Source organism: Streptomyces sp. NPDC047002 (genome assembly GCF_040704505.1).
Taxonomy (GTDB): Bacteria; Actinomycetota; Actinomycetes; order Streptomycetales; family Streptomycetaceae; genus Streptomyces.
This window is the reverse complement of the sequence record NZ_JBEYWC010000022.1, coordinates 45,307-71,254: the sequence shown is the minus strand read 5'-3', so window position 1 is coordinate 71,254 and position 25,948 is coordinate 45,307. Positions and strand designations below refer to the sequence as shown.

The following is a 25,948-nucleotide window of genomic DNA, read 5'->3' as shown; positions in this document are numbered from 1 at the left end:
TGGTTCTCCCTGCTCGCGTTCCCGTGCCGACGTTCGGCACGTCCTGCAAATAAAGACCGGGAAAGACGCCGGAATTCATCGTTCGGCCCGAGCACGGAGCGCTGCCCCGAGCGCCGGTCAGTGGGGGTGCACCGTCATCGGCAGCCCGCCGCGTACCCGCAGCGTCAGCATCGGCTCGGGGCGTGCCCGGTGACCGGCCACTGCGGCCAGCCGCAGGTCGCGGGCGACGGTCGCGAGCACAACGGACGCCTCGAGCATGCCGAGACTGCTGCCGATGCAGAACCGCGGCCCGGCGCCGAACGGGATGTACGCGTACCGGTGCCGCCGTGACGCCGCGCCCGGAACGAACCTGTCCGGGTCGAAGACGTGCGGGCGCTCCCAGTGCTCCGGGTGCCGGTGCAGCGTGTACGGGCAGATCACCACGTCGGCGCCGGCCGGGACCGCGTACCCGCCGATCTCGTCGTTCTCCTCGGCGACCCGGGGCAGCAGCCACACCGGCGGGTACAGCCGCATGACCTCCTCGACCACCTGATGCGTGTAGGTGAGGCGGTGCAGGTCGGCAAGGTCGGGCGGGCCGCCGCCCAGCACGTCCACGGCCTCCTCGTGCAGCCGCAGGCCCACCTCTGGATGCCGGTCGACGAGGAGGAAGGCCCACGTCAGGGTGGACGCGGTGGTCTCGTGCCCGGCGAGCAGCAAGGTGACCAGCTCGTCGCGCATCCGGCGCAGGACGGCCTCCTGCCCGGCATCGGCGTCGGTGGCCGCGATCAGCCGGGAGACCACGTCGTCGCCCTCCGCCGTGGGCTCGGCCAGCCGGCGCCTGCGCAACTGGGCCACGACCGTCTCCAGCCGGGACCGGGCCCGCCGGAACCGCAACTGCTTCGGGAGCGGCAGCCAGGACGGCACGGCGTTGAGCGACATCATCTCGAATATCGCCTGCTCCTGGACGGACTCGAAGTCGTCGCCGATCGAGTTCCATTCGCTCAGGTCGGTGGCGAGCAGCGTGCGTCCCAACACGCCGAGGGTGAGGTCGGTCATCATGGCGCGCACATCGACCGCGCCGTGCCCTGCCGCCGCGAGCAGCCGCGCGGTGAGCCGCTCGGCCTCCTCGGCGACGGCGCCCAGCTGCCGGTTGATCCGCTTGGCCTGGAAGACCGGCTGCAGTACTCGCCGCTGCTCCTTCCAAGCCTCGCCCTCGCTGGTCAGCAGACCGTCGCCGAGGGCGCGCCGGGCGTGGGCGAGGCCGATGCCCTTGTGGTAGTTGAGCGGCCGGTCCGCGAGCACGTGCTTGGCGTGGTCGGGGCTGTTGAAGAAATACAGCGTCTTCGGCCCGAGCGGCAGCCGTGCGGCGTCCCCGTACTCGGCCGCGACCTGCGCCATCACACCCAGCCGGTCCCGGGCCATCCGGCGCAGCAGCGGAACCGCCGCCCGGCGCCCGGGCCCCGGCGGCCGGGAGCCGCGGGAACCACTGCCCGTGCGCGCGGTGGCTTCGGTCACCGTCCGGCCTCCTCGACGGCGGCGAACCGGGCCGCGACCCGCTGCCGCCACACCTCGTACGGCGGGGTCCTGCCTGCGTACGGCGGCTCGGGGCGCAGCGACACACTCGTCCTGTGCGCCTCCAGTGCGCTCATCCCGCACAGCAGGCCGGTGGCCAGGTCGTTGTGCGGTACGAGCAGCCCGGCGTCGGCGCGCGCGGTCGCCGCGAACGCGGCGGCCTGCGCGACAGCCGGCAGATGTGGGCCGGAGCGGTTGCGGAAGTCCACGAGCTCCTCCTCGGTGACGCCGCCCGCGTAGGTGGCTGCCAGGCCCGCGCCGCTGAACAGCGCCGGGTGCCGGTCTTCGGGGTAGGCGTGGATGAGCCGGTCGACCTCGGCGGGGTCGGTGCCGCCCACGAACCACAGGGCGCGGCCGATGCCCAGATCGATGGCCTGCTGCACGTACCACTGAGGGCCGTCCTGCGGCCACGGGAAGTTCTGCTCGCGGTGCTGCCGGTGGACATACCTCGGTGTCTTGAAGTACGCCTGGTGGAAGCCGTATCCATCGAGGACGAGCCAGCGAAGCAGCGGGTCGGTGACGTTCACCGCGGGCCAGCGCAGCCGCGGCAACCGTGCCATCGCCCAGCCCACGCCGATGTACACCATGTAGATGTGGTCCCCGCCCCTGCCTCGCAGGAAGCGTTCGACGTGGTCATGGCGCCCCAGGGGCAGCCCGTCGCGCATGGCGAAGCCCATGGCGGCGCCCTCGTAGCCGAACCCTCGGAACCGCACCGGCAGTTGCTCCAGCCTGTCCTCGGCCTCCGCCGTCTCCCGGGACTCCGCCGCGTACGCGTAGCCGCGCAGGAAGGTGCGGCCCACCGTCTCCAGGAGATCGCGGGCCTCCTCGCTCTTGACGTGGAATCCGCGTACGGACAGCTCGGTCTCGGAATCGCTGGGGGTCAGAACGCGGCGCCTTAGCGACCGCAGGGCACTGGTCACCTTGGTCTCCTTTCACCGGGTGATCGGCACTGCATTCCACGGACCGTCCCGACCGGCCTGCGGAAAACCGCTCGGTGTTTCCAGCGGCCATGGTGAGACGATGGTTGCGGCCTTCGGCGCGCGGCGCCTACTCCCGCGTTGCCCGCAAGCCGGGAGAAGCCGGTCGCCCGGACACACGCATCCGCCCGCGCGCGTGCGCAGCCCCGTACGCGCAGGTTCCCCGCCGAGCGGCCTCTCGGTATCCGGATCCGCCCGCCGGTCCGCCGGGGACAGCGGGACGCTCCGTCAGACGGCCTGATGCCCCGCCCTTTCCGCGAAACGTCGCCGGATGCCCCGGCGCCAGAGCTCGTACGGCGGCAGCGGTCCCCCGGCACGCGCGTCCTCCTCGGTGCCGTCCGCCAGGGCCACCGCCTCAGGGATGGCCATGCCGGTCAGTGCGAGGGCGGCCGACGCCGTGTACCCGGGCACGTGTCCGGCGTAGTCGCGTGCCTTGGCGGCCAGGACCGCGCCCGTGCTCAGGTCGGGTGCGAGCCCTCCCGCCTCCTCTCTGAGCCACGCGAGCGCCGCCCCGCCAGCGCCGCCCGCGAACGTCGCCGCAAGCCCCACACCGCTCAGGAGATCCGCTCGGCGCTGTGGTGGGAAACCGGCCACCCGCGTCGCGATCTGCACCGTGTCGGCGCCGTGGATGAACCACAGTGCGCGCCCGATGCCCTGGTCGACCGCGCGCAGGAAGTAGTCGGGGTCGCCGGCCCAGGGATACGCGCGCGGCACGAACTGCCCGTCCACCCAGTGCCGGGTGTCGAAGTAGGCGCGGTCGAAGCCGTAGCCGTCCACCGCGAGCCAACTCATCGTGGGAAAGTATGGTGAGCCGGACAGATCCGGCAGTACTTTCGGCCACAGTGCCCGCGGCAGCCGTGCCATGGCGAAGCCGATACCGATGTACGCGAGGAAGATGTGCGGCTGTGCAGGACCGAGCAGAAACTCCCGGGCGCGCCCGGCGCGGCCCATGGCGTCCCGTACGGTGAGGGCCATGGTGGCGCCCTCGTAAGCGAACCCGCGCAGCTCCGGCTCCACGACGGCCAGCCGCCGCTCCACCTCCCACTGCCCTCGTGCGTCGATCGCCCACTCGAAACCGCAGATCACGGACTGCGGAACAGACTCAAGCCGCTCCGTGACGGCGGTCGGTCGCACGGGGAACCCGCGCTTGCCGAAGGTGACCGACGCGAGCGACGGAGCCATGAAGAGACGGCGGAGCGACCCGGTGACGGTGGACATCGGCGGCCTCCAGACCGGACGGGGACGAGGGGGAGCGTCGGCCCATCGTGCTGACCGCCTGGTTCCGGATGCCTCTTCCGTATTGCCCGATGACCGCACGAGGCGCGCCAGGAGACGTCCTGGCCGGAGAACTCGTCGATGAAGAAGGGGACTTGAGCGGCCAGGAAGGGGGTGGCCACCGGGCTGCTGATCGCCGGCCACGAGACCACCGCGAACATGATCTCCCTCAGCGTGGTGGCACTGCTGGAACACCCCGGGCAACTGGCCCTGCTCAAGGCCGATCCGGGTAAAGCGCCCCGGCCGTGGAGGAGTTGCTGCGGTACTTCACCATCGTGGAGACCGCCGTCGCGCGGGTCGCGGCCGGGGACGTGGAGATCGGCGGGGGTCACCGCCAAGACCGACGAGGGGGGCATCGTCGCCTGGCTCTGCGCCAACCGGGACCGGCCGCGTTCGGGAACCCCGACACACTGGACCGTGAGCGGGGAGCCCGCCACCACATCGCCTTCGGCTACGGCCCGCATCAGTGCCCCGGCCAGAACCTGGCACGCGTCCAGCTGCAGATCGTGCTGAGCACACTGTTCCGCCGCGCCTCCGGCCTGCGGCTCGCCGCGCCGGCCCGCGGGGGCACCATTTCTGTATTGACCGTTCATTCCACAATAGGGTAGCCTCCGGACCATGGCACGGAGCAGGGAGTTCGACGCGGACGCGGCGGTCGAGGCCGCCATGTCCGCGTTCCGGCGCGCCGGGTACGCGGGCACGTCGATCCAGGACCTGGTGGACGCCACCGGCGTCGGACGCGGGTCGCTGTACGCGGCCTTCGGCAGCAAGGAGGGGCTCTACCTGGCCGCCCTCGACCGGTACCGCGAGCGCTACGCTCAGCCGCTGGTCGCCCTGCTCGACGGGTGCGTCGGCGTCCGGGCCGTCATCCGCGAGGTGCTGGTCGGCGTGGTCGACGCGACCGTCAGGGACGGCGACCGCGAGGCATGCCTCGTGATCGCCGCCGCCACCGAGCTCGCCCACCGCGAGCCGGCCGTACGCGACCGCCTGCGCCGGACGGTCAAGTCGCTGGAGGAGGCCCTGTCCGAGCTGGTCGCCCGCGGCCAGGCGGCCGGGGAGATCCCGGCGGCCCGGAGCGCCGCCGCGACGGCCCGGCTGCTCGTCACCGTCATCCAGGGGCTGCGGGTCGTCGGCGCCGTCCGGCCGGACCGCGCCGCGCTGATGGAGACCGTGGACTCCGCCCTGGCCTGCCTCGACTGAACGGCCCCGCGGCCCGGCGCGGGCCGCCGCACGCCCGAATTCAGGAACGTACAGTCAAGAAAGAGAGGACCGCCATGGCCCACTGCGCCGACGTGGAGGCCGTCAAGCGGCTCAAGGCGCGCTGTGCCCGGTTACTGGACACCGCCGACCGGGTGGGCCGGGGCCGCCTGTCCACCGACGACGCGCGGGTCGTGATCGACGGCGTCGAGCGGGGCCCCGACGAGCTGGTCGAGGTGACCCGTACGGCCCTGGCCGGCGGCACCAGCGGCCACCGGATGTCCCTGCCGGAGATCGAGGTGACCGGCGAGGACACCGCGACCGGCATCTGGGCGATGGAGGACCGGCTGTACTTCGCCGACGGCACCGGCCTGCACGGCTGGGGCCACTACCACGACACGTACCGCCGCACCGGCGCCGACCGGCGCGTCAGCGGCTCCGTGCTCACCCGGCTGCGGGTCGAGCACCCGACGGCCGCCTGACCCGGCCGCCGCACGGGCGTCCCGTACGGGCCGCCCGCACTTCCCAAGGAGAGAGACGTTCCATGCAGCAGATCGGCGTAGGCATCATCGGCGCGAGCACCACGGGCTGGGCCGCCGCCAGCCACGTCCCCGCCCTCGCGGCGCTGCCCGGCTTCGCCCTGCGCGCGGTCAGCACCTCGCGGCCCGAGTCGGCGCGGGCCGCGGCGGCCGCGCACGGCGTGCGGGGCTACGACAACCACCGCGACCTCGTCGCCGACCCCGACGTCGACCTGGTCGTCGTGGCCGTCAAGGTCACGCACCACCGGGAGCTGACCGCCGCCGCCCTCGCCGCGGGCAAGGACGTCTTCACCGAGTGGCCGCTCGGCGTGGACCTCGCGCAGGCCGAGGAGCTCACCCGGCTCGCCACCACGCGCGGCGTGCGGACCGTCACGGGTCTCCAGGGCCGCTTCGCGCCCGCCGCCAGGTACGCGCGCGACCTGATCGCCGACGGCTATGTCGGCGAGGTGCTCGGCACCACGCTCGTCGGCTCGGCGGGCGCCTGGGGTCCTACGGCCACCCGCGCCAACTCGTACTGGTTCGACGCGGCCAACGGCGCCACCACGTTCACCATCCCGGCCCTGCACGCCCTCGACACCCTCGCCCATGTGCTCGGCGAGCCCGCCGCCGTGTCGGCCGAGCTCGTACGCCGCCGCGAGGTGGCGACCGTGGTCGACGACGGGGGCACGCTGGCCGTGACCTCGCCCGACCACGTCTCCCTCGGCGGGGTGCTGGCGAGCGGCGCCGCGCTGTCGGTCTACTACCGCGGCGGGAACTCGCGCGGCGACAACCTGCACTGGGAGATCAACGGCACCGAGGGCGACCTGGTGCTGACGGCGGACACCGGCAACCTCCAGGTCGCCGAGCCCGTCCTCGCGGGCGGCCGCGGCGAGGAGAGCGGCACCCGGCCGCTGCGCGTCCCCGACACGTACTACGCCGACGTGCCGCGCGACCTCACAGGACCGGCGCACAACGTCGCGCAGCTGTACGCGCAGCACGCCCGCGACCGGGCCGAAGGCACCTCGCTCGTCCCGGACTTCCACCACGCCCTCCACCGCCACCACCTGGTCGAGGCCGTGCACCGCGCGGCCGCCACGGGGGTGCGCCAGCAAGTACCGGCGCGTGGCGTACGGGCCTGACCGCCACCCCGGGCACACCGCGACCGCAGCCGATATCGCCGGGCCCACCGACTCGACAGGCGATTTCCCGCCCGCCTGTCCGCAGAGCCGAATTCAGCGAGCACGGAGAATACTTGACGGTTTCACCCGGTGATAAAATGCCGGGCATGACTGGCAATGGACGGGTTTCACGAGACGACCAGGACGTCATCTCCCTGGTCGGCCCCTTTGCGGAACGCGATGCGTGGACAGCGCAGGGCTGGTGCGCTGTCGAGCGTGCTCTGGAGGTGGTGGGAACCCGGTCGACGATGATTCTGCTGCGGGAGATGTACTACGGCGCTCATCGTTTCGAGGACCTCGTGCGGCGTACGGGCTTGAGTGAGGCGGTGGCGGCCTCCCGGTTGAAGCAGATGGTCGCCGACGGGCTGCTGGCCCGGCGCCCCTACCGCGAACCGGGGGCCCGCACGAGGTACGAATACGTCCTCGCGCAGGCCGGCCGCAGGCTTTTCCCGATGTTCGTCGCGCTGTTGGAGTGGGGTCGGAGTCTGGAAGAGCCGGAGCACGGCGTCGAACTCGTCCACGGGGGGTGCGGGGAGCCGCTCGAAGCGACGGTGCGGTGCACGGGGGGCCATGACGTGGAAATGGCGGACACGCAAGCACGGATTGCCCGCTTCCACCGCTCCCCGGAAGGGGATAATTCCTCCGCGGTCCAGCAATAATCCCCTTTCTGCTCTCCCCCTTTTTTTCGGTCAGAGCAGGTTTTCCGACTCCAGGTCGGTCACGTATTTGTTGATCAGTTCCTGCGACAGGTGGGGAATGTCGTGCTCTTCGCCCACGGCGGCGGCTCGCACGGCCGCGCGGAAGCGGTCCGCGGGGAGGAGGGACCCCGCGACGGGGGTCTCCGGCTGTGCGAAGGCGTGGAGCAGAGGGAGGAGGGAGTGCTGCCGTTGCCGGTCGGGCAGTCCCCGCATGGCGGTCTCGAACCGGGCGAGCCACTGCGGGTAGTCGTCGACGCGGGCGAGGGGACGGCCGGTCCCGGCCAGCCAGTCGGTGAGTGTGTCGAGGGAGATGCCGTCGTCGTGCGGGTTGACGACGTTGTAGGTCCTGTACCCCTCGCGGGTCAGGTCGCCGAGGGCCGTGATGGCCTGGGCGGTGAAGTCGACGGGCAGGCCGTCGTAGTGTCCGCGCCGGCCCGTGCCCGGTGCGTAGAAGCTGCGCGGCGCGATCCCGGTGGCGAGCAGGCTGAACACCAGGCGCGTGAAGACGTCGGGGATGTTCACCTGCCCCGGGAAGCGGGGGTGCGCGAGGATGAGGTTCGAGCGGAAGGCGGCGACGGGCAGGCCGAAGGTGTCGTGGGCCTCGCGCAGCAGGACCTCGCCGGCCCACTTGCTCGCTCCGTAGCCGTTGGCGTAGGTGTCGTCGATGCGGCGGGCCGCGCAGGTGGTACGGATGTCGGCGGACTCGTCGCCCGCCTCCTCGTGGCCCATGACGACGGCGACGGTCGAGAGGTAGGTGAACTGCTTGATCCGCGAGGTCACCGCGAGCTTGATCAGCTCGGCGGTGCCGACGACGTTCGGGCCGAACAGCTGGTCGTAGGGCAGTACGTGGTTGACCAGGGCTGCGGGGTGCACGATCAGGTCGACCGTCTCGGCCAGCCGCTGCCAGGTGCGGGGGTCCAGGCCGAGGTCGGCTTCCCCCACGTCGCCGACGACCACGTCGAGGTGGTCGGCCGCCAGGTTCTTGAAGCGCTGGAGCAGTTCGGGGTCGCCGCTGTCGAACGCCTCCTCTAGGCGGGTGCGCGCCTGCTCGGGGGTGGCACCGCGGACCAGGCACACCAGCGTGCCGCCGCGCCGGGCGAGCAGCTCCAGCCATTCGAGGCACAGGAAGCGGCCGAGGTAGCCGTTGGCGCCGGTGAGCAGGACCGTGCGGGCCTCGGGGACCGGGGTGTCCCGCGGGCGGGCGGAGGCCAGGAGGTCCGCGTCGAGGAACTTGTCCAGGGTCAGCTCCTCCGCCAGGAGCCGGGTGGCGCCTGCGCCGTGCACGCTCTCGGCGGTGGGGCGGCTGTGCCCCGGGGCCAGCGCCCGCTCGATGTGGTCGGCGACCTGCCGGAGCCTGTTGACCGGGTTGATGATGACGTTCACCGGGACGTCGACGCCGAAGATCTCCTTGAGAAGCTGGGAGAACGACATGGCGGAGAGCGAGTCCCCGCCGAGTTCGAGGAAGTGGGTGTCCGGCCGCAGGTCCCCCGGCAGGCTGCCAAGGAGCGCGCGGGCGGCCCGGAAGACGGTATCGAGCGCCGACCGGGTGGGGCCCGCCTCGCGCAGCGCCCTGAGCTCGTCGGCCTCCCGCTCGGTCAGTTCGGCGTACAGCGCTTCGAGCCGCGGCCCGTAGCGGCGGGTGAGCGCGGGCCGCAGCAGTTTGCGTACGCCGGAGAGCAGCCCGTTGTCCTGGGTGAAGGGCTCCGTCTCGACGATCAGGTCGCGCGGGATCTCGTAGGAGTTCAGGCCCGCCCGCAGCCCCAGGCGCTGCAGCGACTCGCGCAGGATCGCCCGCAGGCGCCCGGTGTCGCCTTCGGCCTGTGCCACGGCGCCGGGGGTGGGTACGACGACCGCGAGCAGATAGGCGCGTGCGCTGTTGCCGTAGACGAAGACCTGGCGGACCCCTGGGCTGCCCGTGAAGAGGCTCTCCAGGCGGGAGACGGCCACGAACTCCCCCTGGGACAGCTTGAGGACGTTGGAGCGGCGGTCGACGTAGGCCAGTTCGCCCGGGCGCGTCTCCGCCATGATGTCGCCGCTGCGGTAGAAGCCGTCCTCGTCGAAGACCTGGGCCGTGGCGTCCGGCCGCCGGTAGTAGCCGGCGAAGAGCCTGCTGCCCTTGAACAGCAGCTCGCCCCTGGGGTGCGGTGAATCGGTCCGGTAGTAGCCGAGTTCGGGGACGTCGGCCAGCCTGTACTCGGTCATGTGGGGGCGCAGCGGCCTGCCGTCGAGCAGTACGACGCCTGCCTCCGTCGAGCCGTAGCCGTTGAGGATCCGCACCTGCAGGCAGTCCTCGACGAGCGCGGCGATCTCGTCGGAGAGGGGGGCAGAACCGCTGGCGAGCCAGAGGACCCGGCCGCCCAGGGTCTTCTCCCGCAACTCCTCGCGCACCTGCTCCTCGTGCTCGCCGCGGTCGCCGCCCGCCGGCTCCAGGCGGGCCAGCTCGCTCTGGTGGCGCTGGAAGATCATGTCGCAGACGCGGGGCACCATGAGGAGTTCGGTCGGCCGTACGAGGGCGAGGTCCTCGAACAGCGTCGACAGGTCGCTCGATGCGACGAAGCAGGCCGTGCCGCCCTTGGCGAGAGTCCCGAACAGCACGCCCCGCCCCATCATGTGGCTCAGCGGCATGTAGTTGAGCACGATGGCCGGCAGGTCGTCGTCCCGCGGGGTGAAGTCCACCCAGAACTGGGTGGCGAGGCGCTCGGTGTACATGGCGCCCTTGGGGGTGCCCGTGCTGCCCGACGTGTAGACGAGCAGGGAGAGTTCGTCGTGCGTGGGGCCGTCGGGGCGGGGGTGCGGGGGCGGGAGCCGCCTGCCGCGCTCGACGACCTCCGTCAGTGGCTCCAGGGTGGTGCCGCCGTGCGCGGCGAGCTGCTCGACGGCGGATTCGTACCTCTCGCGCTGGGCGGTGACCTCGGGGCGATAGCCGAGGACGACGATCTCCCGCAGCGACCCCGCGTCCGCGGCGAGCCGCACCGCGACGTCGAGGAGTTCGATGTGCACCGCGAGCACCTCGGGCTCGGTCTCCGCGACGATCGGGGCCAGGTGTCCGGCCGACGCGCCCGCCTGGAGCGGGACGCACACCGCGCCGGACCGCACGCAGGCCAGGTCGACCACGGTGTGGTCGACGCCCGTCGGCCCGAGGATCGCGATGCGGGCGCCTCGCCGCACCGGGTGCCCGGGGTGGTGCTGCCACGCGGACGTGACATGGCCGACGCGCTCCCACAGTGCGCGGTAGGTGAGGGTGTCGAAGCGGTCGACGAGCCTCAGCGAGGTGCGGCCGGTGGCGGGGTCCGTCGTCAGCTCGGTGGCGCGCTCGCCGAGGGCCGGGCGTTCCGCGTAGCCCTCCATGACCGTCTCGACGAGGTCGGCCAGGGCGAGCCCGGGCGCCCGGATCGCCTCGTTCACGGTGGCGGACTGGGCCGCGGCGCGGAACTGCGGGTCCGTCAGGGCCAGATGGGCGCGGCGCCGGGCCACGTGCATGCTGAACCTGTCGGTGGGGGGCTGCGGGCTGAACTCGTCAGTTGGGGGCTGCGAGCTGACCTTCATGATCGATCTCCTCCAGTGGTCACCGGGACCTGATGGGGTCGGGCACGGCCTCGCGGGCCACCGGCGCGGACGCCGGGGGCGGGCCCGAGCCGGCGGGTCCTGTGCTCCGTGCGCGGTCGCTTCGGCCGCTGACGGCGTGTCGCGGCGGGTGTCGCGGGGTGGGGCACCGCGGCCTTCTCTTCACCGGGGCTCACGGGTGCGGGGGCCGCCTTGTCACACCTCCGTGCGGCCGGTAGGAACCTGTCGGCGGGCGTCCGACCGGTGCGCGCCCACTGTGCGGCCGTCGGCCGTGCGCCTGCTCCGACGCCTCCGAGACTCCCACCTGACTTTGATTAACGCAAGTCAGCTTCCGCCTTCCCGGCCCTGCCGTCGGCGCCTCCGCCCGTGGCCGGGCGCGCAGTTCGCCTGCGCCCGGCGGAGGCCTGACGGCGTCGGCCGGCCGGCTCGCGGCGCACGGGCGCCGCACGACGGGAGGGGCCCCGGGCCCCGGTGCGTCAGTCCGCCGCGCCGGCGGCCCCGGGCGGCCCGGCCGTCAGCGGTCCGTGCCGGGAAGCCAGGCCGCGATGGCGGCGGCGATCTCACGGCCGGAGTCCTCCTGGACGAAGTGCGCGCCGCGCACGGTCACTTCGCTCTGGTCGGGCCAGGTGCGGCAGAAGTCACGCTGGGAGCCGGTCAGGAAGAAGCCCGGCTCCGCGTTGACGAACAGCTTCGGCAGCCCCGGCCTGGAGCGCAGCCAGTCCGCGTAGGCCGCCACCGCCTCCACCACCTCCGGGGGCCGGCCGTCGACCGGGAGCTGCCGCGGCCAGCACAGGGCGGGCAGGCGGTCCTCGGGCGTGCGGAACGGGCGGCGGTACTCGGCCAGTTCGTCCTCGCCCAGGGTGCGCAGGACATCCCGGGCAGGACGCGCTCGACGAACATGTTCTGCTCCAGCACGAGTCGCTCGCCGGCGTGGGAGCGCATCGCCAGGAACCTCTGCCGCCCCCGCGCGGGCCAGGCGTCCCACGTGGGCCAGGGGCGCACGATCGCCTCCATGTAGGCGATGGCGCGCATCCGGTCCGGATGCCGCCTGGCCCAGTCGAAGCCGAGGGCACTGCCCCAGTCGTGCACCACCAGTGTGACGTTCGCCGTGGCGTCGAGTGCGTCCAGCAGGGCGTCGAGGAACGCGCCGTGCCGCGCGAGGGAGTAGCGCGCCGGGTCGTCGGCGGGCAGCTTCTCCGAGTCGCCCATGCCGATCAGGTCCGGCGCGATGCACCGCCCGAGCGGTGTCAGCCCGGGCAGCACCGTGCGCCACAGGAACGACGAGGTGGGGTTGCCGTGCAGGAGGACGACGGGGTCGCCGCTCCCGCGCTCGACGTACGCCATCCGGCGCCCGAGGACGCGTACCGACCTCTTCGACTCCCGCCAGCTCGCCGCAATCGTGCGACTCATGTGCTCCCTCCTTCGAACATCGCGAAGAACTCCTCGGCCCGGCCCATGTCACCGGTGATGGTGAGCGTGCCCGCGCGCGCCTGCGCACCGACCGAGGAGCCGTGGCGCAGCACGTCGAGAAAGGCCGGGACGTCCCCCCGCACGGTGACGTCGGCCGTCCCCGACGCGCCGCGCGCGATGTCGAGCCCGCCGCGCCCCGCCCGGACGTGGAAACAGTCGCGGCCGACGGCCAGCAGGGCCGTGACGACCGGCGCGTCGGGCCCGGCCGCGTGGTCGGCTCGGAGCAGCAGCTGGTGGCCGTGCCGGTCACCGGCCTGCCCCGACCACCCTGGCGTTCTGCTGGTCCCCGGGCACCCGGAACCGCGAACTGATGGCGGTGACCGAGGAGTTGACGGCGGAGGCCGCCCCGGGGCGTACGGTCCCCGCCTGAGCGGCGCAGCGGGCGGCGGGGGCACTCCGTACCGAGAGTGATGCCTCTTCGGCATCACAGAGGGCGAAACAGGTCTTGGACACCCGTACGGGGCGGATCGCACAGTGGGGACCAACCGCGGTGCCTGTCCCGATCGAGCAGAGGGAGATCTGTCATGAAGGTGTTCCTCACCGGTGGCTCCGGCTACATCGGCAAGGCCGTGATCGAGGCGCTGGTCCGCCATGGGCACAGTGTGCGCGCGCTGGCCCGCAGCGACGGCTCCGCCCGGGCGGTCGAGGCTCCGGGCGCGACCGCGCTGCGCGGCGGGCTCACCGACCTGAGCGTGCTGAACGAGGGCGCGGCAGGCGCCGAAGCGGTGGTCCACCTCGCGCAGGCCGAGTCGGGCGAGGAGGACATGGCCGCGGCCGCGGCGATGCAGGACGGCGTCGGCGCCGGTACGTACGTGCACACCGGCGGCACCTGGGTGTACGGCGACACCGACGGCGTCGCGGACGAGGACGCCCCGTGGAACCCGCCCGCGCTGGTCGCCTGGCGCCGCCCGGTCGAGGAGGCCGTCCTGGCCCGCGCGGCCCGCGGCGGCCGTCCCGTCGTGATCAGGCCAGGACTGCTGTACGGGGGCGAGAACCGCCTCATCGACGCCTTCTTCGGCCGGCCCGCCAGGAGGGCAGGCGCCGTCGCGTTCATCGGTGACGGCAGCCAGCACTGGGCCCTCGTCCACGTCGACGATCTCGCAGAGCTGTACGTCGCGGCGCTGCGGGCGAAGGCCGGCTCCGTCTACGCGGGCGTCGGCGGCACCAACCCGACCGCCCGGGAGGTAGCGGAGGCCGTCAGCCGCGGCATCGGCCTGGACGGCGCGACCGTGTCCGTCACACTGCAACAGGCACGCGCGGACATGGGCCCCGTCGCGGACGCCTTCGCGCTCGACCAGCAGTTCACCGGGGCGCGCGCCAGGACCGAGCTCGGCTGGGCCCCGGCGCACACCGATCCGCTGGCGGTACTCGCCCGGGGCTGACCCGCCTGCCGCGGTGCCGACGGGAGGCCGCGAGAAGCGGGCCCCCTCACCGGCGAGGAGAACAAGCGTGTGGGCACGAGGCGGGAGGAGGCATGGACATCGATCTGCGCAGACTGCGCTACTTCCTGGCAGTCGCCGAGGAGCTGCACTTCGGCCGCGCCGCCGAGAGGCTCCATATCGCGCAACCCGCTCTGTCCCGCCAGGTCCGGGCGCTGGAGGAACAGGTGGGCGCGCAGCTCCTCCGGCGCGACCGGAGAGGAACCGCCCTCACGCCCGCCGGGGTCCTGCTGCTCGAAGAGGCGCCGCAACTCCTCGGCGCAGCCGAGGCACTGCTGCGCCGGGTCTCCGCGGCCGCGAGCAGCAGGCCCCGGTTCACCATCGGCTTCATGCCCGGCATCACCGTGACTCCGGCCGTCCGTGCACTCAACACCGCCCGCCCCCGCCTCGAAGTCCGCCTGCTGCGCACCACCTGGGACGACCAGGTCGACGTGTTGCGTGACGGGCGGGCCGATGTCAGTGTCATCCGCCTCCCGGTCGATCCGAGCGGTCTCGAAGTGCTGCCCCTGTTCACCGAACCGCGCGTCGCCATCCTGCCCGCGGACCACCCGCTCGCTTCGCGCGCGGAGGTCGGTGTGACGGAGCTGGCCGGTGACCACCTCCTGCAGGATCCGGACGCGGTACCGGAGTGGCGCGATGTGGCGCACGAGCTGCGCACCGGGGCGCGCACCGCCGTACCACCGATCCACAGCGTGGAGGAGAAACTCGAACTCGTGGCCGCCGGAGCGGGCATCTGCGTCATCCCCCTCTCCACCGCGGCCTTCTACACCCGCTCGGACGTGTCGGTCGTGCCCGTGAGGGACATCGGCCCCAACAAGGTGTGTCTGGCCTGGATGGCGACACGCCACTCGCCGGTGATCGAGCTTTTCGCCGAGTTGGCCGGCTCCCTCACACCGCCAAAGTCGACTACCGGCCCCGGGAGCTGCTGATCACCGGCACGGTCCGCACGCTGTTCGACGGCCTGCGCCCCGTTCGCCGGGGCGCCTGACACGGCGGGCACCGGTGGCCGGGGGCTCATGCGCGCGGTTCGGGGGTCAGCCGCAGCCGGGGGAAGCGTGCCACGGCGCGGTAGAGCGGGGCGTGGACGGTCGGCGGCCGCTCGACCAGCCGCCAGCGGCGGCACGCGGTGGCGACGAACACCATCATCTCAGCCTGGGCGAACGCGGCGCCGATGCAGGACCGCCGGCCGGCGCCGAACGGGAGCCAGGCGCCCGGCGGCATGTCCCGGGGACCGGCTGTCCGCCAGCGGTCCGGATCGAAGGAGAGCGGGTCCGCGTAGGAGCGCGGATCGCGGTGCAGGGCCTGCGGGCTGAACAGGAATTCCGTGCCGACCGGGAAGTGGTGTCCTCCGAACCGCAGCGCGGTCACGTTCCTGCGCATCAAAATCCAGGGCGGCGCGTGCAGGCGCAGCGTTTCGGTGACGACCTGGCGGGTGTAGTGGAGCTGTGCCAGAGCGCTCTCGGTGACCGGGCCGTCCGACAGGACCCGGTCGAGTTCCTCGTGGACGCGCTCCTCGACGGCCGGGTGGCGGTTGAGTTCGTAGAACAGCGCGCCCAGGGCGCTGGAGGTGGTTTCGTACCCGGCGGCCAGGAAGGTGATCAGTTCGTCGCAGGCCTGGGCCGGGTCCATGGCCTCCTCCCCACCGTGGCCGCCGTCGGCGAGCACCAGCGGCAGCAGGCCGCCGGCCTGCGCGCCGCCCGCCGGGCTCTGTTCCCGCACGGCTCGCTCGAAGACCGCCCGCAAGCCGGCACTGGCGGAGCGGAAGCGCCTGTTGCCTGGGGTCGGCAGACGGGACCAGAAACCCGGAGCGAGTGTGGCGCGGATGGTGCCCTTGAGGACCGTCGGCAACAGGCGCCTGACGGCATCGAGTGTCGCGGAGGGCAGATCTGCGGAGAACATGGTGTCCACCACGGTCCGCAGGGTGAATTCGTCCAGGACCTCGGACATGGTCAGCGGGCGGCCCGCTCTCCAGGTGCCGACCAGGCGGCGCGCGTTGCCTTCCATGACGGGCAGGTAGCCGTTGAGGGCTGTGGCCGTGAAGGCCCGCTGGCACAGGCGCCGCTGACGCCGGTGCAGCGCGCCCGAGGAGGTGACGAGGCCGTCTCCGAGCAGAGGGCGGGCCTTGTCGAAGAAGCGCCCCTTCTCCAGGGAGGCGGCATGGACCGTGAGGAGTTCGTGGACCAGGCCGGGATCCGCCACGTAGCTGACGGGGACCGAACCCAGCCGGACGCGGACGATGCGGTCGATGCCGGCGAGGGAGACCAGGAAGTCGACCGGCCTGCGCGCGAGCGGCACCGCGTGTCCCAGCAGCGGCAGCCGGCCAGGGGCCTCGACGATCCCGTCGGTGTTCCGCCTCATGACGCCAGGCCTTCCTGCCGGCCCTGACACGATCCGGCAGACGGGGCCGGACCGCTGCACTCGCCCGGCAAATCCGCCTGGGCGTACCGTCCGGAGGACTCCGACCAGTCGTAATCGCCGCGCATCACGGTACGCAAGGCGTCCCGTGCATAGAGGTCACAGGCGGTGCGCTCGTCCGCGGACGCCTGCCAGCGCTCGTAGAGGACCGGCAAGTCGCCTTCCAGGGCCAGATAGCGGTCCGTACGCGAGTCGATCATGGCGACCGCCTCGGCCACAGCACGCGCCGTCGACCAGCCACGCCTGCGCATGAGCAGCAGCAGAAGATTGAACGTGTCCCCGGCGGCCTGCTCCTTCTCCAGCGAGCACACATCGTTGTGGATGCTGTCGACCTCCATCGCGATCACCCGCATGCGCGTCAGATGCGCAGAGCAGAAAATGCGCTCGGCGACCTCGAAGCCCCCGATCCGCTCCGCCAGATCCAGGGTCGGCTGCACCCCGATCGTCTCCCGCCGCAGCGCGAGATACTCCTTCACGCCGAGTTCGGCCCCACTCGCACGAATCCACGCCTCATGCACGTAACCACGCAGATAGATGCGCCAGTGCTCGGCAGCCCTGCGCCGCCAGGCCGGCGACATGCCCTGGCAACTGCGCTGCCACAGATCGGCGAAAGCACGCGCCACGGCCGTCCGCGGCCCGCCGGTCGCAGACGGGTCGAGCACATCCTCGACCGTCCGCACGACCCGGAGGACGCGGTAGGGATCACACCCCACAGGGCCGTCGAACAAGTCATCGAACAGGAAGAACCAGCTCATCTGATCCACCGCCAGGTCAAGCACCGCACCCGTCGCTGACGGATGGAAACGCGCCGCGAGCTCCGCGAACCGCGCCCCACGGTGCCGCTCCCGCGCAGACTCGTCCGCGAGTAAACCGAACCCGCACGGCCATGCCAGATGCCGGGCGTCAGCACGCCCGGCATCCGCACTGATACGACTCGGGAAAGGAATGGACAAGGGAATACCGCGAGGCATCACACACTCCCGTCGACTCGAAAAAGGCAAGGACGGGGACACGGGAGAGGAACGAAGACGGGGAACCGGAAAAGACACGAGACCGCCCGCCAGGGCGACCGCCCGGATCACCCGTACGAAACTCGCTCCCCACACTTCCGGCAAGGAACCCGGCGTGACTGACGACGCATCGACATCAAGCCCCTCCCCATCCGGACAAGTGAGAATCGTCCGCTGTCCGTACCCGCGTCTCCACCACGACCTGACGCACAGAAATACGGAGCCCGGCCACCCCACGTTGAACAACGAGAAGTGACGTGCGTCACCCCGAGGCCGCCCCATACCGCGCACGGGTCGGCGGCCGACGGCCGCCTCGGTGTCGGCGTCCGGCACGACGATGCCGGGCCACGGGCGCGGGCGCGCTATGACGACGCCGAACTCGTCGGGCCCCCGCTTCTCGTCGGGCAGTGCTTGGGCATCGGGCTTCCGGCCTCGGTGCTCGACCTCGCCCGAGCCGCCCGCGCGGTGGGTCAGCGGTTGCCCAGGGGCTCGACGACGGCGGCGTGGGCGGCGAAGGGGCGGGGCGCCGAGGTGAGGAGGCGCCTGCGGGCGACCACGAGGGCCCCTGCCACCGAGATCAGCGCGGACACGGTCAGCCAGGCCCCCGGCATCGCCTTGTTGTCGCCGGTGGCGTCGATGAGCGCGGTGCAGATCGTGGGGGTGAAGCCGCCGAAGACGGCCTGGGCGAGGCTGTAGGCGACGGCGAACCCGGTGGCCCTGACCTTCTCCGGCATCAGCTCGGTCAGGGCGACGACCATGGCTCCCTGGTAGGCGCCGTAGAAGAGGGAGAAGATCAGCAGGACGGTGAGCGTGCGGGTGAGCGAGGGGGCGCTGACGAGCCACAGCATCAGGGGGTACGCCGTCAGCGCGACGAGGAGGGCGGCGCCGACCAGCAGCGGGGTGCGGCCGATCCGGTCGGAGAGCAGCCCGGCCAGCGGAATCCACACGAAGTTCGACACACCGACGAGGCCCGCCACGACGAACGAGCTGAGCGCGCTGAGCCCGAGCTCGCGCTCGCCGAAGGTGGGCGTGTACGCGGTGATCAGATAGAACATGACACTGGTCAGGGTCACGAGGGAGACGGCCGTCAGCACGAGCGGCCAGGAGGCGAGCAGCGAGCGGTACACGGTGCGCAGCGACGGCGCGGCCGCGCCGACCCGGCGGGCGAAGGACTCCGTCTCGGGCAGGGACCTGCGGATCCAGAACATCACCGGCAGCATGAGGCTGCCCAGCAGGAACGGGATGCGCCAGCCCCACGCGTCGATCTGGTCCTGGCTGAGCGAGAGGGACAGCACGATGCCGACGAGCGCGGCCGCGCAGACGCTGATCTGCTGGCCCGCCGACTGCCAGCTGACGAAGAAGCCGCGCCGCCCGCGGGTCGCGATCTCGGCGAGGTAGACGGACACGCCGCTGGATTCCGCGCCGGCCGAGAAGCCCTGGAGCAGCCGGGCGAACACGACGACGACCGGCGCCGCGATGCCGATGCTCGCGTAGGTGGGCACGACGGCGATGAGCACCACCCCGACCGACATGATGGCGAGACTCAGCAGCAGACCGGCGCGGCGCCCGCGGCGGTCCATGTATCCGCCGAGGACGATCGCGCCGAGAGGGCGCATCAGAAAGCCCACTCCGAAGGTCGCGAACGACAGGATGAGCGAGACCAGTTCGTTCCCGGTGGGAAACACCGCCCTGGCTATCGCCGAGGCGTAGAAGCCGTAGACGGTGAAGTCGTACATCTCCAGGATGTTGCCGGTGGCCGCCCGCGCGACATTGCCGCGCGCTGAGGCCGGTGGGCCTGGCACTGCATCGGGCATCGTTGCCTCCTGCCTCGGATGGAACCGGCCGCCGCCGACCGGGTGGCACGGCTTGTCCCGGCGTCCCGGGGAGGGCCGCCGCGTAGCGGCCCCGGGACGCCGGGCGGTGCGGGGACGCCCTCGTCCGACCCGTCCCACGACACTGCCACAAGCCCGCATGTCCTAATATTTAGGACGGCTGCCTAATTTCTGAAACAGTCCAGCATTCGCCCCTCACGGAGTCAATACATCGGCAGCGGACAGGCCGGGCGTTGACGACCGAGCCAACCGCCGGTTACGTTCGTTCCGTTATTCAGGAAGGCGTCCTATATATTGGGACACATGGACAGTACGCTTCTGAAAGGGCTCACGGTGCTGGAGGCGGTCGCCCGCAGCGAGCACCCGCGCGGAGCCAGCGAGTTGGCGCGGGAGCTGGAGCTGACGAGGAGCAACGTGCACCGCACGCTGCAGACCCTCGCGGCCGCCGGCTACCTGCGCACGGCGGCGGACGGCTCGGGCTACGAGTGCACGGTCAAGCTGTTCGAGCTGTCGAGCGCCGTGATGGAACGGGTCGACGTGCGCCGGGTCGCACAGCACTGGATCCACCGGCTGGCCGAGCAGACGGACGAGACCGTGCACCTTTCGATCCTGGACGGCGCCGAGGTCGTCTATCTGGACAAGGTGGAAAGCGGGCAGCCGGTACGCGCGTACTCCTCCGTCGGTGGCAGGGCGCCCGCACACTGCGTCGCCTCGGGCAAGGCCCTGCTCGCCGCGCTCCCCGAGGACGAGCTCGCGGCCTTCGTCGAAGGGGGGCTGCCCGCCTGGACGGAACGCACCCTGAGCGTGCCCGCCGACCTCTGCCGCGACCTCGCACACGCCCGCAGGACGGGATGCGCGGTCAACCGCGGCGAGTGGCGCATCTCCGTGGCCGGGGTGGCGGCCGTCGTCTTCGACGCGCGCAGCCGCCCGGCCGCCGCCGTGGGCGTCTCGGGCCCGGTCGAGCGGGTCCTGCCGCAGGAGTCGCGCTACCGCGACGCCGTGCTCGCCACGGCACGCGACATCTCCCGCGAGCTGGGCTGTCGCGCCTACCCCTCGGGGCCGTCCCCGGCCCCCGGAACACAACAGGAAGGTGATGGCTGATGACGCGATTCCTCGACGGGGTGAAGGTCGTCGAGTTCTGCACCGTGGCGGCCGGCCCGTTCTGCGGGATGCTCCTCGCCGACATGGGCGCCGATGTCATCAAGGTCGAGCACCCTGCCGCCGGCGACTCGATGCGCGCATGGCCTCCCCTGACCTCCGGCTACAGCGAGAACTTCGCGTCGCTCAACCGCAACAAGAGGTCGGTGGCCCTCGACCTCAAGAGCCCCGAGGGGAACGCCGCAGCCCTGCGGCTCATCGGCGAGGCCGACGTGGTCGTGGAGAACAACCGCCCCGGCGTGATGGCCAGGCTCGGTCTCGACCACGCCACGGTGCGCGCGGACAACCCGGGGCTCGTCTACTGCTCGATATCCGCGTTCGGGCAGACGGGCCCCCGCGCGTCCGAGGGCGGCTTCGACCTGACCCTCCAGGCCATGGCCGGGATCATGAGCGTCACCGGCGAGCCGGACGGCGCCCCCGTGAAGTGCGGGGTGCCGATAGCGGACTTCACCACCGGGCTCTACGCGGGCTTCGCGATCGCCTCGGCCCTTCGCGACCGCTCGCGCACCGGCCGCGGCGCCCATGTCGACGCCTCCATGTTCGGCTGCTCGCTCGCCGTGGCCGCCCTCCAGACCAGCGAGTACTTCGGCCGCGGCACCGACCCCGTGAAGCTGGGCTCCGCGCATCCGCGCAACGCGCCCTACCAGGCGTTCGTCGCCGCCGACGGGCACATCGCCGTCGCCGCGGGCAACAATGCGCTCTTCGCCGCCCTGTGCACGGCGCTCGACCGGCAGGACCTGGCGGTGGACGAGCGGTTCGCCACGACCGCACTGCGCTCACGCCACCAGGAGGCGCTCCGCGAGGCCCTGGAGGAGGTGTTCGCCGACCGGCGGGTGGCGGACCTCCTCGCGACGTTCCGGACGGCCGGGGTGCCGTGCGCCCCCATCAACACCTACGCGCAGGCGCTGGCCGACCCGCAGGTCGAGCACATGGGGTGGGTGAGGGAACTGACCCTGCCCACGGGCGACGTGACCCGCACCTTCGTCTCACCGCTGCGCATCGACGGCAGCCCGGCGGAGGGACCGCTGCGGCCCCCTCCCGCGCTCGGGGAACACACCGAAGCCGTGCTCGACAGGCTCTCGGCGGACGCCGAGGCGGCATCATGACACTGCTGCGCACCGAGCGGCACGACGGCGTGCTCACCCTCACCCTGGACCGCCCCGCCAAACGCAACGCCCTCGACTCTCCCCTGGTCGAGGCCCTCGTCGAGGACGTCGGCGCCGCCCGCGCGCAGCCGCCCGACCTGCTCGTGCTGCGCGGCGAGGGAGCCGCCTTCAGCGCCGGCTTCGACCTCGGGAATCTGGAGCAGCAGTCGGACGGCGACCTGCTGCACCGCTTCGTCCGCGTCGAACAGCTGCTGCAGGCCGTGCACACCGCGCCGTTCGCCACGATGGCGCTCGCGCACGGACGGGTCTTCGGCGCGGGGGCCGACCTGCTCTGCGCCTGCGACAGGCGCATCGCCGCACCCGGCACCCGCTTCCGGCTGCCCGGCCTCGCCTTCGGGATCGTGCTGGGGACCGGACGCCTCGCCGCCCGCGTCGGCGCCGACACCGCGCGGGCCATCCAGGCGGGCGGCCGGACGCTGGACGCCGAGGAGGCAGAGCGCTGCGGCCTGCTGACCGGCGTCGCACAGACCGGCGACTGGGACCGCATCACGCGGTCCGCGGCGGCCGAGGCCCGCGCCGTACCCGCTTCGGCGCGCGCCGCCTTCCACCGGGCCCTGTCCGCAGGCCGGCCCGACGAGGACCTCGCCCACCTGGTGCGCTCCGCCGCGGAACCGGGACTGCGCGACCGGATCAGCCACTACGCGCGAGGAGGCACGCGGTGAGCACCCCACCACCCCAGGAGCGCGCGGCCCAGAGCAAGGTCGTCCCCCTGGAGGAACTGGCCGGCCGCGTACGCGACGGCGACTCGCTCGCGCTCGGCGGGAGCTTCCTGCACCGCGGGCCTTTCGCGCTGGTGCGCGAGCTGATCAGGGCGGGGCGCACCGGCCTGGAGATCGTCAAGCAGTCCCCCGGGTACGACATCGACCTGCTCTGCCGGGCGGGCGCCGTCAAGCGGGCCCGCACCGGGATCGTCGCCCTCGAAGGGAACTTCGGGCTCGCCCCCTGGTACCGCGGCGCCATCGAGAGCGGCGAGGTCGAACTGGAGGAGCACGCCTGCGCCACCCTCACGGCAGGGCTGCGCGCCGCCGCCTTCGGCGTGCCCTTCCAGCCGGTGGGCGGCGTGCACGGCTCCGACCTCGCCGAGCTGAACGGCTGGGTGCGCATGGACGATCCGTACGGCGCGGGGGACCCGGTGTACGTCATCCCCGCCATCCGCCCCGACGTCGCCGTGATCCACGCCAACGAGGTCACGGCCGAGGGCGACGCCCGCGTCTACGGCACGACCCACTGGGACCGCATCATGACGAGGGCGGCCCGCAAGGTCCTCGTGGTCGCCGAACGCCTGGTCGACGGCGCCCGGTTCGAGGAGCGGCCCGAGCTGACCCTGGTGCCGGGCTTCCTCGTCGACGCCGTCTCCGTGGTGCCGCGCGGGGCGTGGCCCGGCTCGTGCTGGCCGGAGTACGGCGTCGACTACGACGCGGTGTCCGCCTACCTCGACGTGTCGGGGACCACTCTCGACGCCCACCTCTCCTGCGGACCGGAGGCGCTCCGATGACCCCGTGGTCCCCCTTCTCCTACCTCGTCACCAATCTGGCCCGCTTCGTCAGGCCGCGGGAGACCACCTTCAGCGGCGTCAACTCGACGCTGCCGATGCTGGCCTGCCTGCTCGCGAAGAAGGCCTACGACTTCCCTTTCACCTATCTCAACGTCGCCGCCGGGGTCGACCCGCGGCCGTCGTCCGTGCCGCTCTCCAGCTCCGACCCGGTGCTCGCCGAGCACAGTCGCGCCCTCTTCGCCAACGAGGACTTCTACGACCTGTGCGCCCGCGGCGGGATGGACCTGTGCTTCCTCGGCGCCGCGCAGATCGACGGCAGGGGCGACACCAACGTGTCCTGCATCGGCGACTGGCACGAACCCAGGGTCCGCCTCCCCGGCGGCGGCGGTGGCGCCGTGATGCTGCCGACCGCCCGGCGCGCGTGCACCTGGCGCACGGAGCATTCCCGCCGCACCCTCGTCGAGCGGCTCGACTTCCGTACGGCGGCGGGCGGCATGCACGGACTCGTCACCCCCATCGCCGTCCTCGTCCACGACGGGGAGCGGCTGCGCCTGTCGTCCTGGCACCCCGACGTGACCGTCGAAGAGGTCAGGGAGCGCACGGGCTTCGAGCTCCTGCTCGAACCGGGCGCCGCCCCGACGCCCGCCCCGAGCGACGCGGAGGCCCGCGCACTCCGCGAACTCGACCCGGACGGCGTCTTCGAGAGCGACGCGGCGGTGAGGCTGCGATGAGCACGACCGCCCCTCCCCTTCCTGGTGGCGAAGCCGACGACCTGGCGAGCGAGCTCGCGGCGGCGTTCGAGCGGCACGCGCGCCACGGCCGCGTCGCGCTCCTGGACGACGGGGAGACCCTGACCTACGGCGACCTGGGGTGCCGCGTCGAGCGGGCGGCGGCAGGACTGCGCGCCCTGGCGCCCGAAGGCGCGGTCACCTTCGGCCTGTTGGCCGGCAAGGGCATCCCGCTGGCCGTCGCCGTGCTCGGCGCGCTGCGGGCCGGGCACTGCGTGTGCGTGCTCGACCCCCGGCTCTCGCCGCAGGCGGCGGCCGGGCGCGCCGCGGAGTTCGGCATCGGCCGCCTGCTCGCCGACGCGGCCCACTTCCCCGGCGCGCCGCCCGCCGCGGGGCCGCCGTGGGACCTGCTCGACACCGTGCTCGCCGAGGGCCGGGAGGCGCCTGCCCCGCGGCCGACCGCCGAACCCGAGGCGCCCGCACTGCTGTTGTTCACCTCGGGCAGCACGGGCGCCCCCAAGGGCATCCGGCTCACCCGGCGCAACCTCTGCGCCAACGCCCGGGGCGTGGCGGAGCACACCGGCCTCACCCCGAGCGACCGGCTGCTGCACCTGATGCCGATGCACCACACCAACGGAGTCAACAACCAGCTGCTCGCGCCCCTGCTGGCCGGGGCGAGCGTCGCGTTCGTCCCCAGGTTCCGTGCCGCGGAGGTGGAGGAGCAGATCCGGCGGTTCGAGCCGTCCGTGCTGACCGGTGTCCCGACCATGTACCTGCGGATGCTGCCGCACCTGCGCCCCGGCGCCGCGCGTGCCGCGCTGCGGATGCTGCGCTGCGGCTCCGCACCGCTGACCGAGGCCCAGCACGACCAGATCGAGGCCGCTTTCGGGGTCCCTCTCGTGCAGTCCTACGGCCTGTCGGAGGCGACGTGCACCACGGCGATGAACCCGCCGCACGCGATCAGGCGCGGCACGGTCGGAACCGTGCTCCCCGGCCAGGAGGTGCGGCTCCTCTCCCCCGCCACCGGCCGCGACGTGCCCACCGGCGCGGAGGGCGAGATCTGCATCGGCGGGCCGACCGTCATGACGGGCTACGTGGGGGACGCCGGGCCCGAAGGCCCCGTACGCGACGGCCTGCTGCACACCGGAGACCTCGGCACCCTGGACGCCGACGGCTACCTCACGGTGACGGGGCGGCTGAAGGACGTCATCATCCGCGGCGGCGAGAACCTGGCACCCCGCGACATCGAGACCGCGCTCACCGAGCATCCCGGCATCACCGAGGCCGCCGTGGTCGGCGCCCCCCACCACGACCTCGGCGAGGTGCCGGTGGCGTACGTGGTCTGCCCGGGACCCGGCGCCCCCGCAGCCCAGGTGCTGCGCGAGCACGTCATGCGGCGGCTCACCCGCATCCACGCGCCGGAGAGCGTGGAGTACCTCGAAGCCCTGCCGGTGAACGGTGTCGGGAAGATCGACAAGAAGGCCCTGCGCGAGCGGGCGGCGCGCCGGGGCGCGGACGCCGGACCGCCCGCGCACACCTGACGGGCCCGCAGGCGGCCGCGCAGGACGGTGTGCTCGGAGCGACCGCCCGGCGCCCGGTTGCGTGACGTCCGTACGGCGCCTGTCCGGCCTGCAGGGGAGCGCGGTGACGCACGGCGCTCCACACGGCCTCGGCGTCGTCGGTGACCTCCGCGTCCCAGTCGCCGGGGTAGCAGGACCTGATGTGGGCGGTGGCCTCGTCCGTCCGTGGGTGTATTCGAGCGGCAGCAGGAGCCGCGCGAAGCGCCCGTCGGCGCCCCGGGCGTGCAGGGTGTCCTGCGGGCGGCAGCGGGGCTGCTCGGTCGGGAAGGGCGCGTCGGCGCCGCAGGCGGCGAGCTTGCTGTAGGCGCAGCGCTGCCGGTCGGCGATGCTCATGGGGGCTCCACCGCCGGCCGAGGTCCGCACCGGTCGCCTGGGCGAGGAACACACTGACGGAGGCGAAGTACAGGCACGTGCCGTCGTGGTTGAAGCTGTAGGCGGTGGGCAGGACGAGCCCCACCGCGGGTTCGTCCACACCGATCAGCTTGCCCAGCGAGGTCAGGGTCCCCAGGCCGTACTCGGACACGGTGAAGGCGATGGAGCCGAACGCGGCCATCGGCGCGATCCGCATCACCTTGCCGATGATCCAGAAGAGTGTCTTCTGCACGGTTCCGACCATGTCGAGCACCGGCTTGACCCGCTCGCCGAGTGAGGCGAGTCGGCAGGCGAACGGCACGGAGAAGACGAGCACTTGGAGGAT

At 72.5% G+C, this 25,948-nt stretch carries 23 protein-coding genes and 1 pseudogene; 13 read left to right on the top strand and 11 right to left on the bottom strand.

Annotated features, from left to right (window positions below):
- Window positions 1-117 precede the first annotated feature (117 nt).
- The 3 genes from AB0910_RS20795 to AB0910_RS20785 all read right to left on the bottom strand — a co-directional run bounded on the left by AB0910_RS20795 (window position 118) and on the right by AB0910_RS20785 (window position 3,746).
- On the bottom strand, window positions 118-1,401 hold the full coding sequence (locus tag AB0910_RS20795) for a cytochrome P450 (RefSeq protein ID WP_366746115.1): 1,284 nt from the start codon (window positions 1,399-1,401) through the stop codon (window positions 118-120).
- 89 nt (window positions 1,402-1,490) lie between these two features.
- Window positions 1,491-2,471 carry a DUF1702 family protein gene (locus AB0910_RS20790; protein ID WP_366746073.1) on the bottom strand — a complete coding sequence of 327 codons (981 nt, stop codon included), beginning with the start codon at window positions 2,469-2,471 and terminating at the stop codon, window positions 1,491-1,493.
- 285 nt (window positions 2,472-2,756) lie between these two features.
- Entirely contained in the window at window positions 2,757-3,746 is a 990-nt protein-coding gene (locus AB0910_RS20785) for a DUF1702 family protein (protein ID WP_366746072.1), read from the bottom strand.
- Between the two features lie 302 nt (window positions 3,747-4,048).
- On the opposite strand from AB0910_RS20785, the gene AB0910_RS20780 reads away from it, so the two are divergent.
- The 5 genes from AB0910_RS20780 (at window position 4,049) to AB0910_RS20760 (ending at window position 7,355) form a co-directional block, all read left to right on the top strand.
- Window positions 4,049-4,411 carry a cytochrome P450 gene (locus AB0910_RS20780; RefSeq protein ID WP_366746071.1) on the top strand — a complete coding sequence of 121 codons (363 nt, stop codon included), beginning with the start codon at window positions 4,049-4,051 and terminating at the stop codon, window positions 4,409-4,411.
- 10 nt (window positions 4,412-4,421) lie between these two features.
- Window positions 4,422-5,003 carry a TetR/AcrR family transcriptional regulator gene (locus AB0910_RS20775; protein ID WP_366746070.1) on the top strand — a complete coding sequence of 194 codons (582 nt, stop codon included), beginning with the start codon at window positions 4,422-4,424 and terminating at the stop codon, window positions 5,001-5,003.
- Window positions 5,004-5,077: 74 nt separating this feature from the next.
- Window positions 5,078-5,482 carry a nuclear transport factor 2 family protein gene (locus AB0910_RS20770; RefSeq protein ID WP_366746069.1) on the top strand — a complete coding sequence of 135 codons (405 nt, stop codon included), beginning with the start codon at window positions 5,078-5,080 and terminating at the stop codon, window positions 5,480-5,482.
- A 62-nt stretch (window positions 5,483-5,544) separates the two neighbouring features.
- The gene (locus AB0910_RS20765; RefSeq protein WP_366746068.1) at window positions 5,545-6,657 is read left to right on the top strand and encodes a Gfo/Idh/MocA family oxidoreductase; all 1,113 of its coding nucleotides are present in this window, start codon (window positions 5,545-5,547) and stop codon (window positions 6,655-6,657) included.
- Between the two features lie 146 nt (window positions 6,658-6,803).
- Entirely contained in the window at window positions 6,804-7,355 is a 552-nt protein-coding gene (locus tag AB0910_RS20760; protein WP_366746067.1) for a helix-turn-helix domain-containing protein, read from the top strand.
- A 30-nt stretch (window positions 7,356-7,385) separates the two neighbouring features.
- Here the strand turns inward: AB0910_RS20760 and car are convergent, their stop codons facing one another.
- The 4 genes from car to AB0910_RS20740 all read right to left on the bottom strand — a co-directional run bounded on the left by car (window position 7,386) and on the right by AB0910_RS20740 (window position 12,511).
- Window positions 7,386-10,940: a carboxylic acid reductase gene (gene car, locus AB0910_RS20755; RefSeq protein ID WP_366746066.1), complete on the bottom strand. Its 3,555-nt coding sequence runs from the start codon at window positions 10,938-10,940 to the stop codon at window positions 7,386-7,388.
- 532 nt (window positions 10,941-11,472) lie between these two features.
- Window positions 11,473-11,694 (bottom strand): hypothetical protein, encoded by a 222-nt coding sequence (locus tag AB0910_RS20750; protein ID WP_366746065.1) that lies wholly within the window; start codon window positions 11,692-11,694, stop codon window positions 11,473-11,475.
- Window positions 11,613-12,368: a haloalkane dehalogenase gene (locus AB0910_RS20745; RefSeq protein WP_366746064.1), complete on the bottom strand. Its 756-nt coding sequence runs from the start codon at window positions 12,366-12,368 to the stop codon at window positions 11,613-11,615. The genes AB0910_RS20750 and AB0910_RS20745 overlap by 82 nt, the downstream gene beginning before the upstream one ends.
- Window positions 12,365-12,511 carry a hypothetical protein gene (locus tag AB0910_RS20740; protein ID WP_366746063.1) on the bottom strand — a complete coding sequence of 49 codons (147 nt, stop codon included), beginning with the start codon at window positions 12,509-12,511 and terminating at the stop codon, window positions 12,365-12,367. Before AB0910_RS20740 ends, AB0910_RS20745 begins: the two co-directional genes overlap by 4 nt.
- Window positions 12,512-12,952: 441 nt before the next feature.
- On the opposite strand from AB0910_RS20740, the gene AB0910_RS20735 reads away from it, so the two are divergent.
- Both AB0910_RS20735 and AB0910_RS20730 read left to right on the top strand, forming a co-directional pair.
- Window positions 12,953-13,810 carry an NAD-dependent epimerase/dehydratase family protein gene (locus AB0910_RS20735; protein WP_366746062.1) on the top strand — a complete coding sequence of 286 codons (858 nt, stop codon included), beginning with the start codon at window positions 12,953-12,955 and terminating at the stop codon, window positions 13,808-13,810.
- Between the two features lie 92 nt (window positions 13,811-13,902).
- Complete coding sequence (locus AB0910_RS20730; RefSeq protein ID WP_366746061.1) at window positions 13,903-14,796, top strand: LysR substrate-binding domain-containing protein; 894 nt, start codon at window positions 13,903-13,905, stop codon at window positions 14,794-14,796.
- 85 nt (window positions 14,797-14,881) lie between these two features.
- On the opposite strand, the gene AB0910_RS20725 is transcribed toward AB0910_RS20730, so the two are convergent.
- The 3 genes from AB0910_RS20725 to tcuC all read right to left on the bottom strand — a co-directional run bounded on the left by AB0910_RS20725 (window position 14,882) and on the right by tcuC (window position 19,106).
- Window positions 14,882-16,225 (bottom strand): cytochrome P450, encoded by a 1,344-nt coding sequence (locus AB0910_RS20725; protein WP_366746060.1) that lies wholly within the window; start codon window positions 16,223-16,225, stop codon window positions 14,882-14,884.
- Window positions 16,222-17,037: a pentalenene synthase gene (locus tag AB0910_RS20720; protein WP_366746059.1), complete on the bottom strand. Its 816-nt coding sequence runs from the start codon at window positions 17,035-17,037 to the stop codon at window positions 16,222-16,224. The genes AB0910_RS20725 and AB0910_RS20720 overlap by 4 nt, the downstream gene beginning before the upstream one ends.
- Window positions 17,038-17,762: 725 nt before the next feature.
- Window positions 17,763-19,106, bottom strand: coding sequence for a tricarballylate/proton symporter TcuC (tcuC, locus tag AB0910_RS20715; protein ID WP_366746058.1), 1,344 nt, complete (start codon window positions 19,104-19,106; stop codon window positions 17,763-17,765).
- Between the two features lie 321 nt (window positions 19,107-19,427).
- Between tcuC and AB0910_RS20710 the strand changes: the two genes are divergently transcribed.
- The 6 genes from AB0910_RS20710 to AB0910_RS20685 are packed head-to-tail and all read left to right on the top strand — an operon-like array spanning window position 19,428 to window position 25,212.
- The gene (locus tag AB0910_RS20710) at window positions 19,428-20,225 is read left to right on the top strand and encodes an IclR family transcriptional regulator (RefSeq protein WP_366746057.1); all 798 of its coding nucleotides are present in this window, start codon (window positions 19,428-19,430) and stop codon (window positions 20,223-20,225) included.
- Entirely contained in the window at window positions 20,225-21,388 is a 1,164-nt protein-coding gene (locus tag AB0910_RS20705; RefSeq protein WP_366746056.1) for a CoA transferase, read from the top strand. The genes AB0910_RS20710 and AB0910_RS20705 overlap by 1 nt, the downstream gene beginning before the upstream one ends.
- Window positions 21,385-22,110 carry an enoyl-CoA hydratase/isomerase family protein gene (locus AB0910_RS20700; RefSeq protein ID WP_366746055.1) on the top strand — a complete coding sequence of 242 codons (726 nt, stop codon included), beginning with the start codon at window positions 21,385-21,387 and terminating at the stop codon, window positions 22,108-22,110. The genes AB0910_RS20705 and AB0910_RS20700 overlap by 4 nt, the downstream gene beginning before the upstream one ends.
- On the top strand, window positions 22,107-22,943 hold the full coding sequence (locus tag AB0910_RS20695) for a CoA-transferase (RefSeq protein ID WP_366746054.1): 837 nt from the start codon (window positions 22,107-22,109) through the stop codon (window positions 22,941-22,943). Before AB0910_RS20700 ends, AB0910_RS20695 begins: the two co-directional genes overlap by 4 nt.
- Window positions 22,940-23,674 carry a CoA-transferase gene (locus AB0910_RS20690; RefSeq protein ID WP_366746053.1) on the top strand — a complete coding sequence of 245 codons (735 nt, stop codon included), beginning with the start codon at window positions 22,940-22,942 and terminating at the stop codon, window positions 23,672-23,674. The genes AB0910_RS20695 and AB0910_RS20690 overlap by 4 nt, the downstream gene beginning before the upstream one ends.
- On the top strand, window positions 23,671-25,212 hold the full coding sequence (locus AB0910_RS20685) for a class I adenylate-forming enzyme family protein (RefSeq protein WP_366746052.1): 1,542 nt from the start codon (window positions 23,671-23,673) through the stop codon (window positions 25,210-25,212). Before AB0910_RS20690 ends, AB0910_RS20685 begins: the two co-directional genes overlap by 4 nt.
- 520 nt (window positions 25,213-25,732) lie before the next feature.
- Here the strand turns inward: AB0910_RS20685 and AB0910_RS20680 are convergent.
- Window positions 25,733-25,948, bottom strand: a pseudogene (locus tag AB0910_RS20680) (cation:dicarboxylase symporter family transporter); the annotation flags it as partial.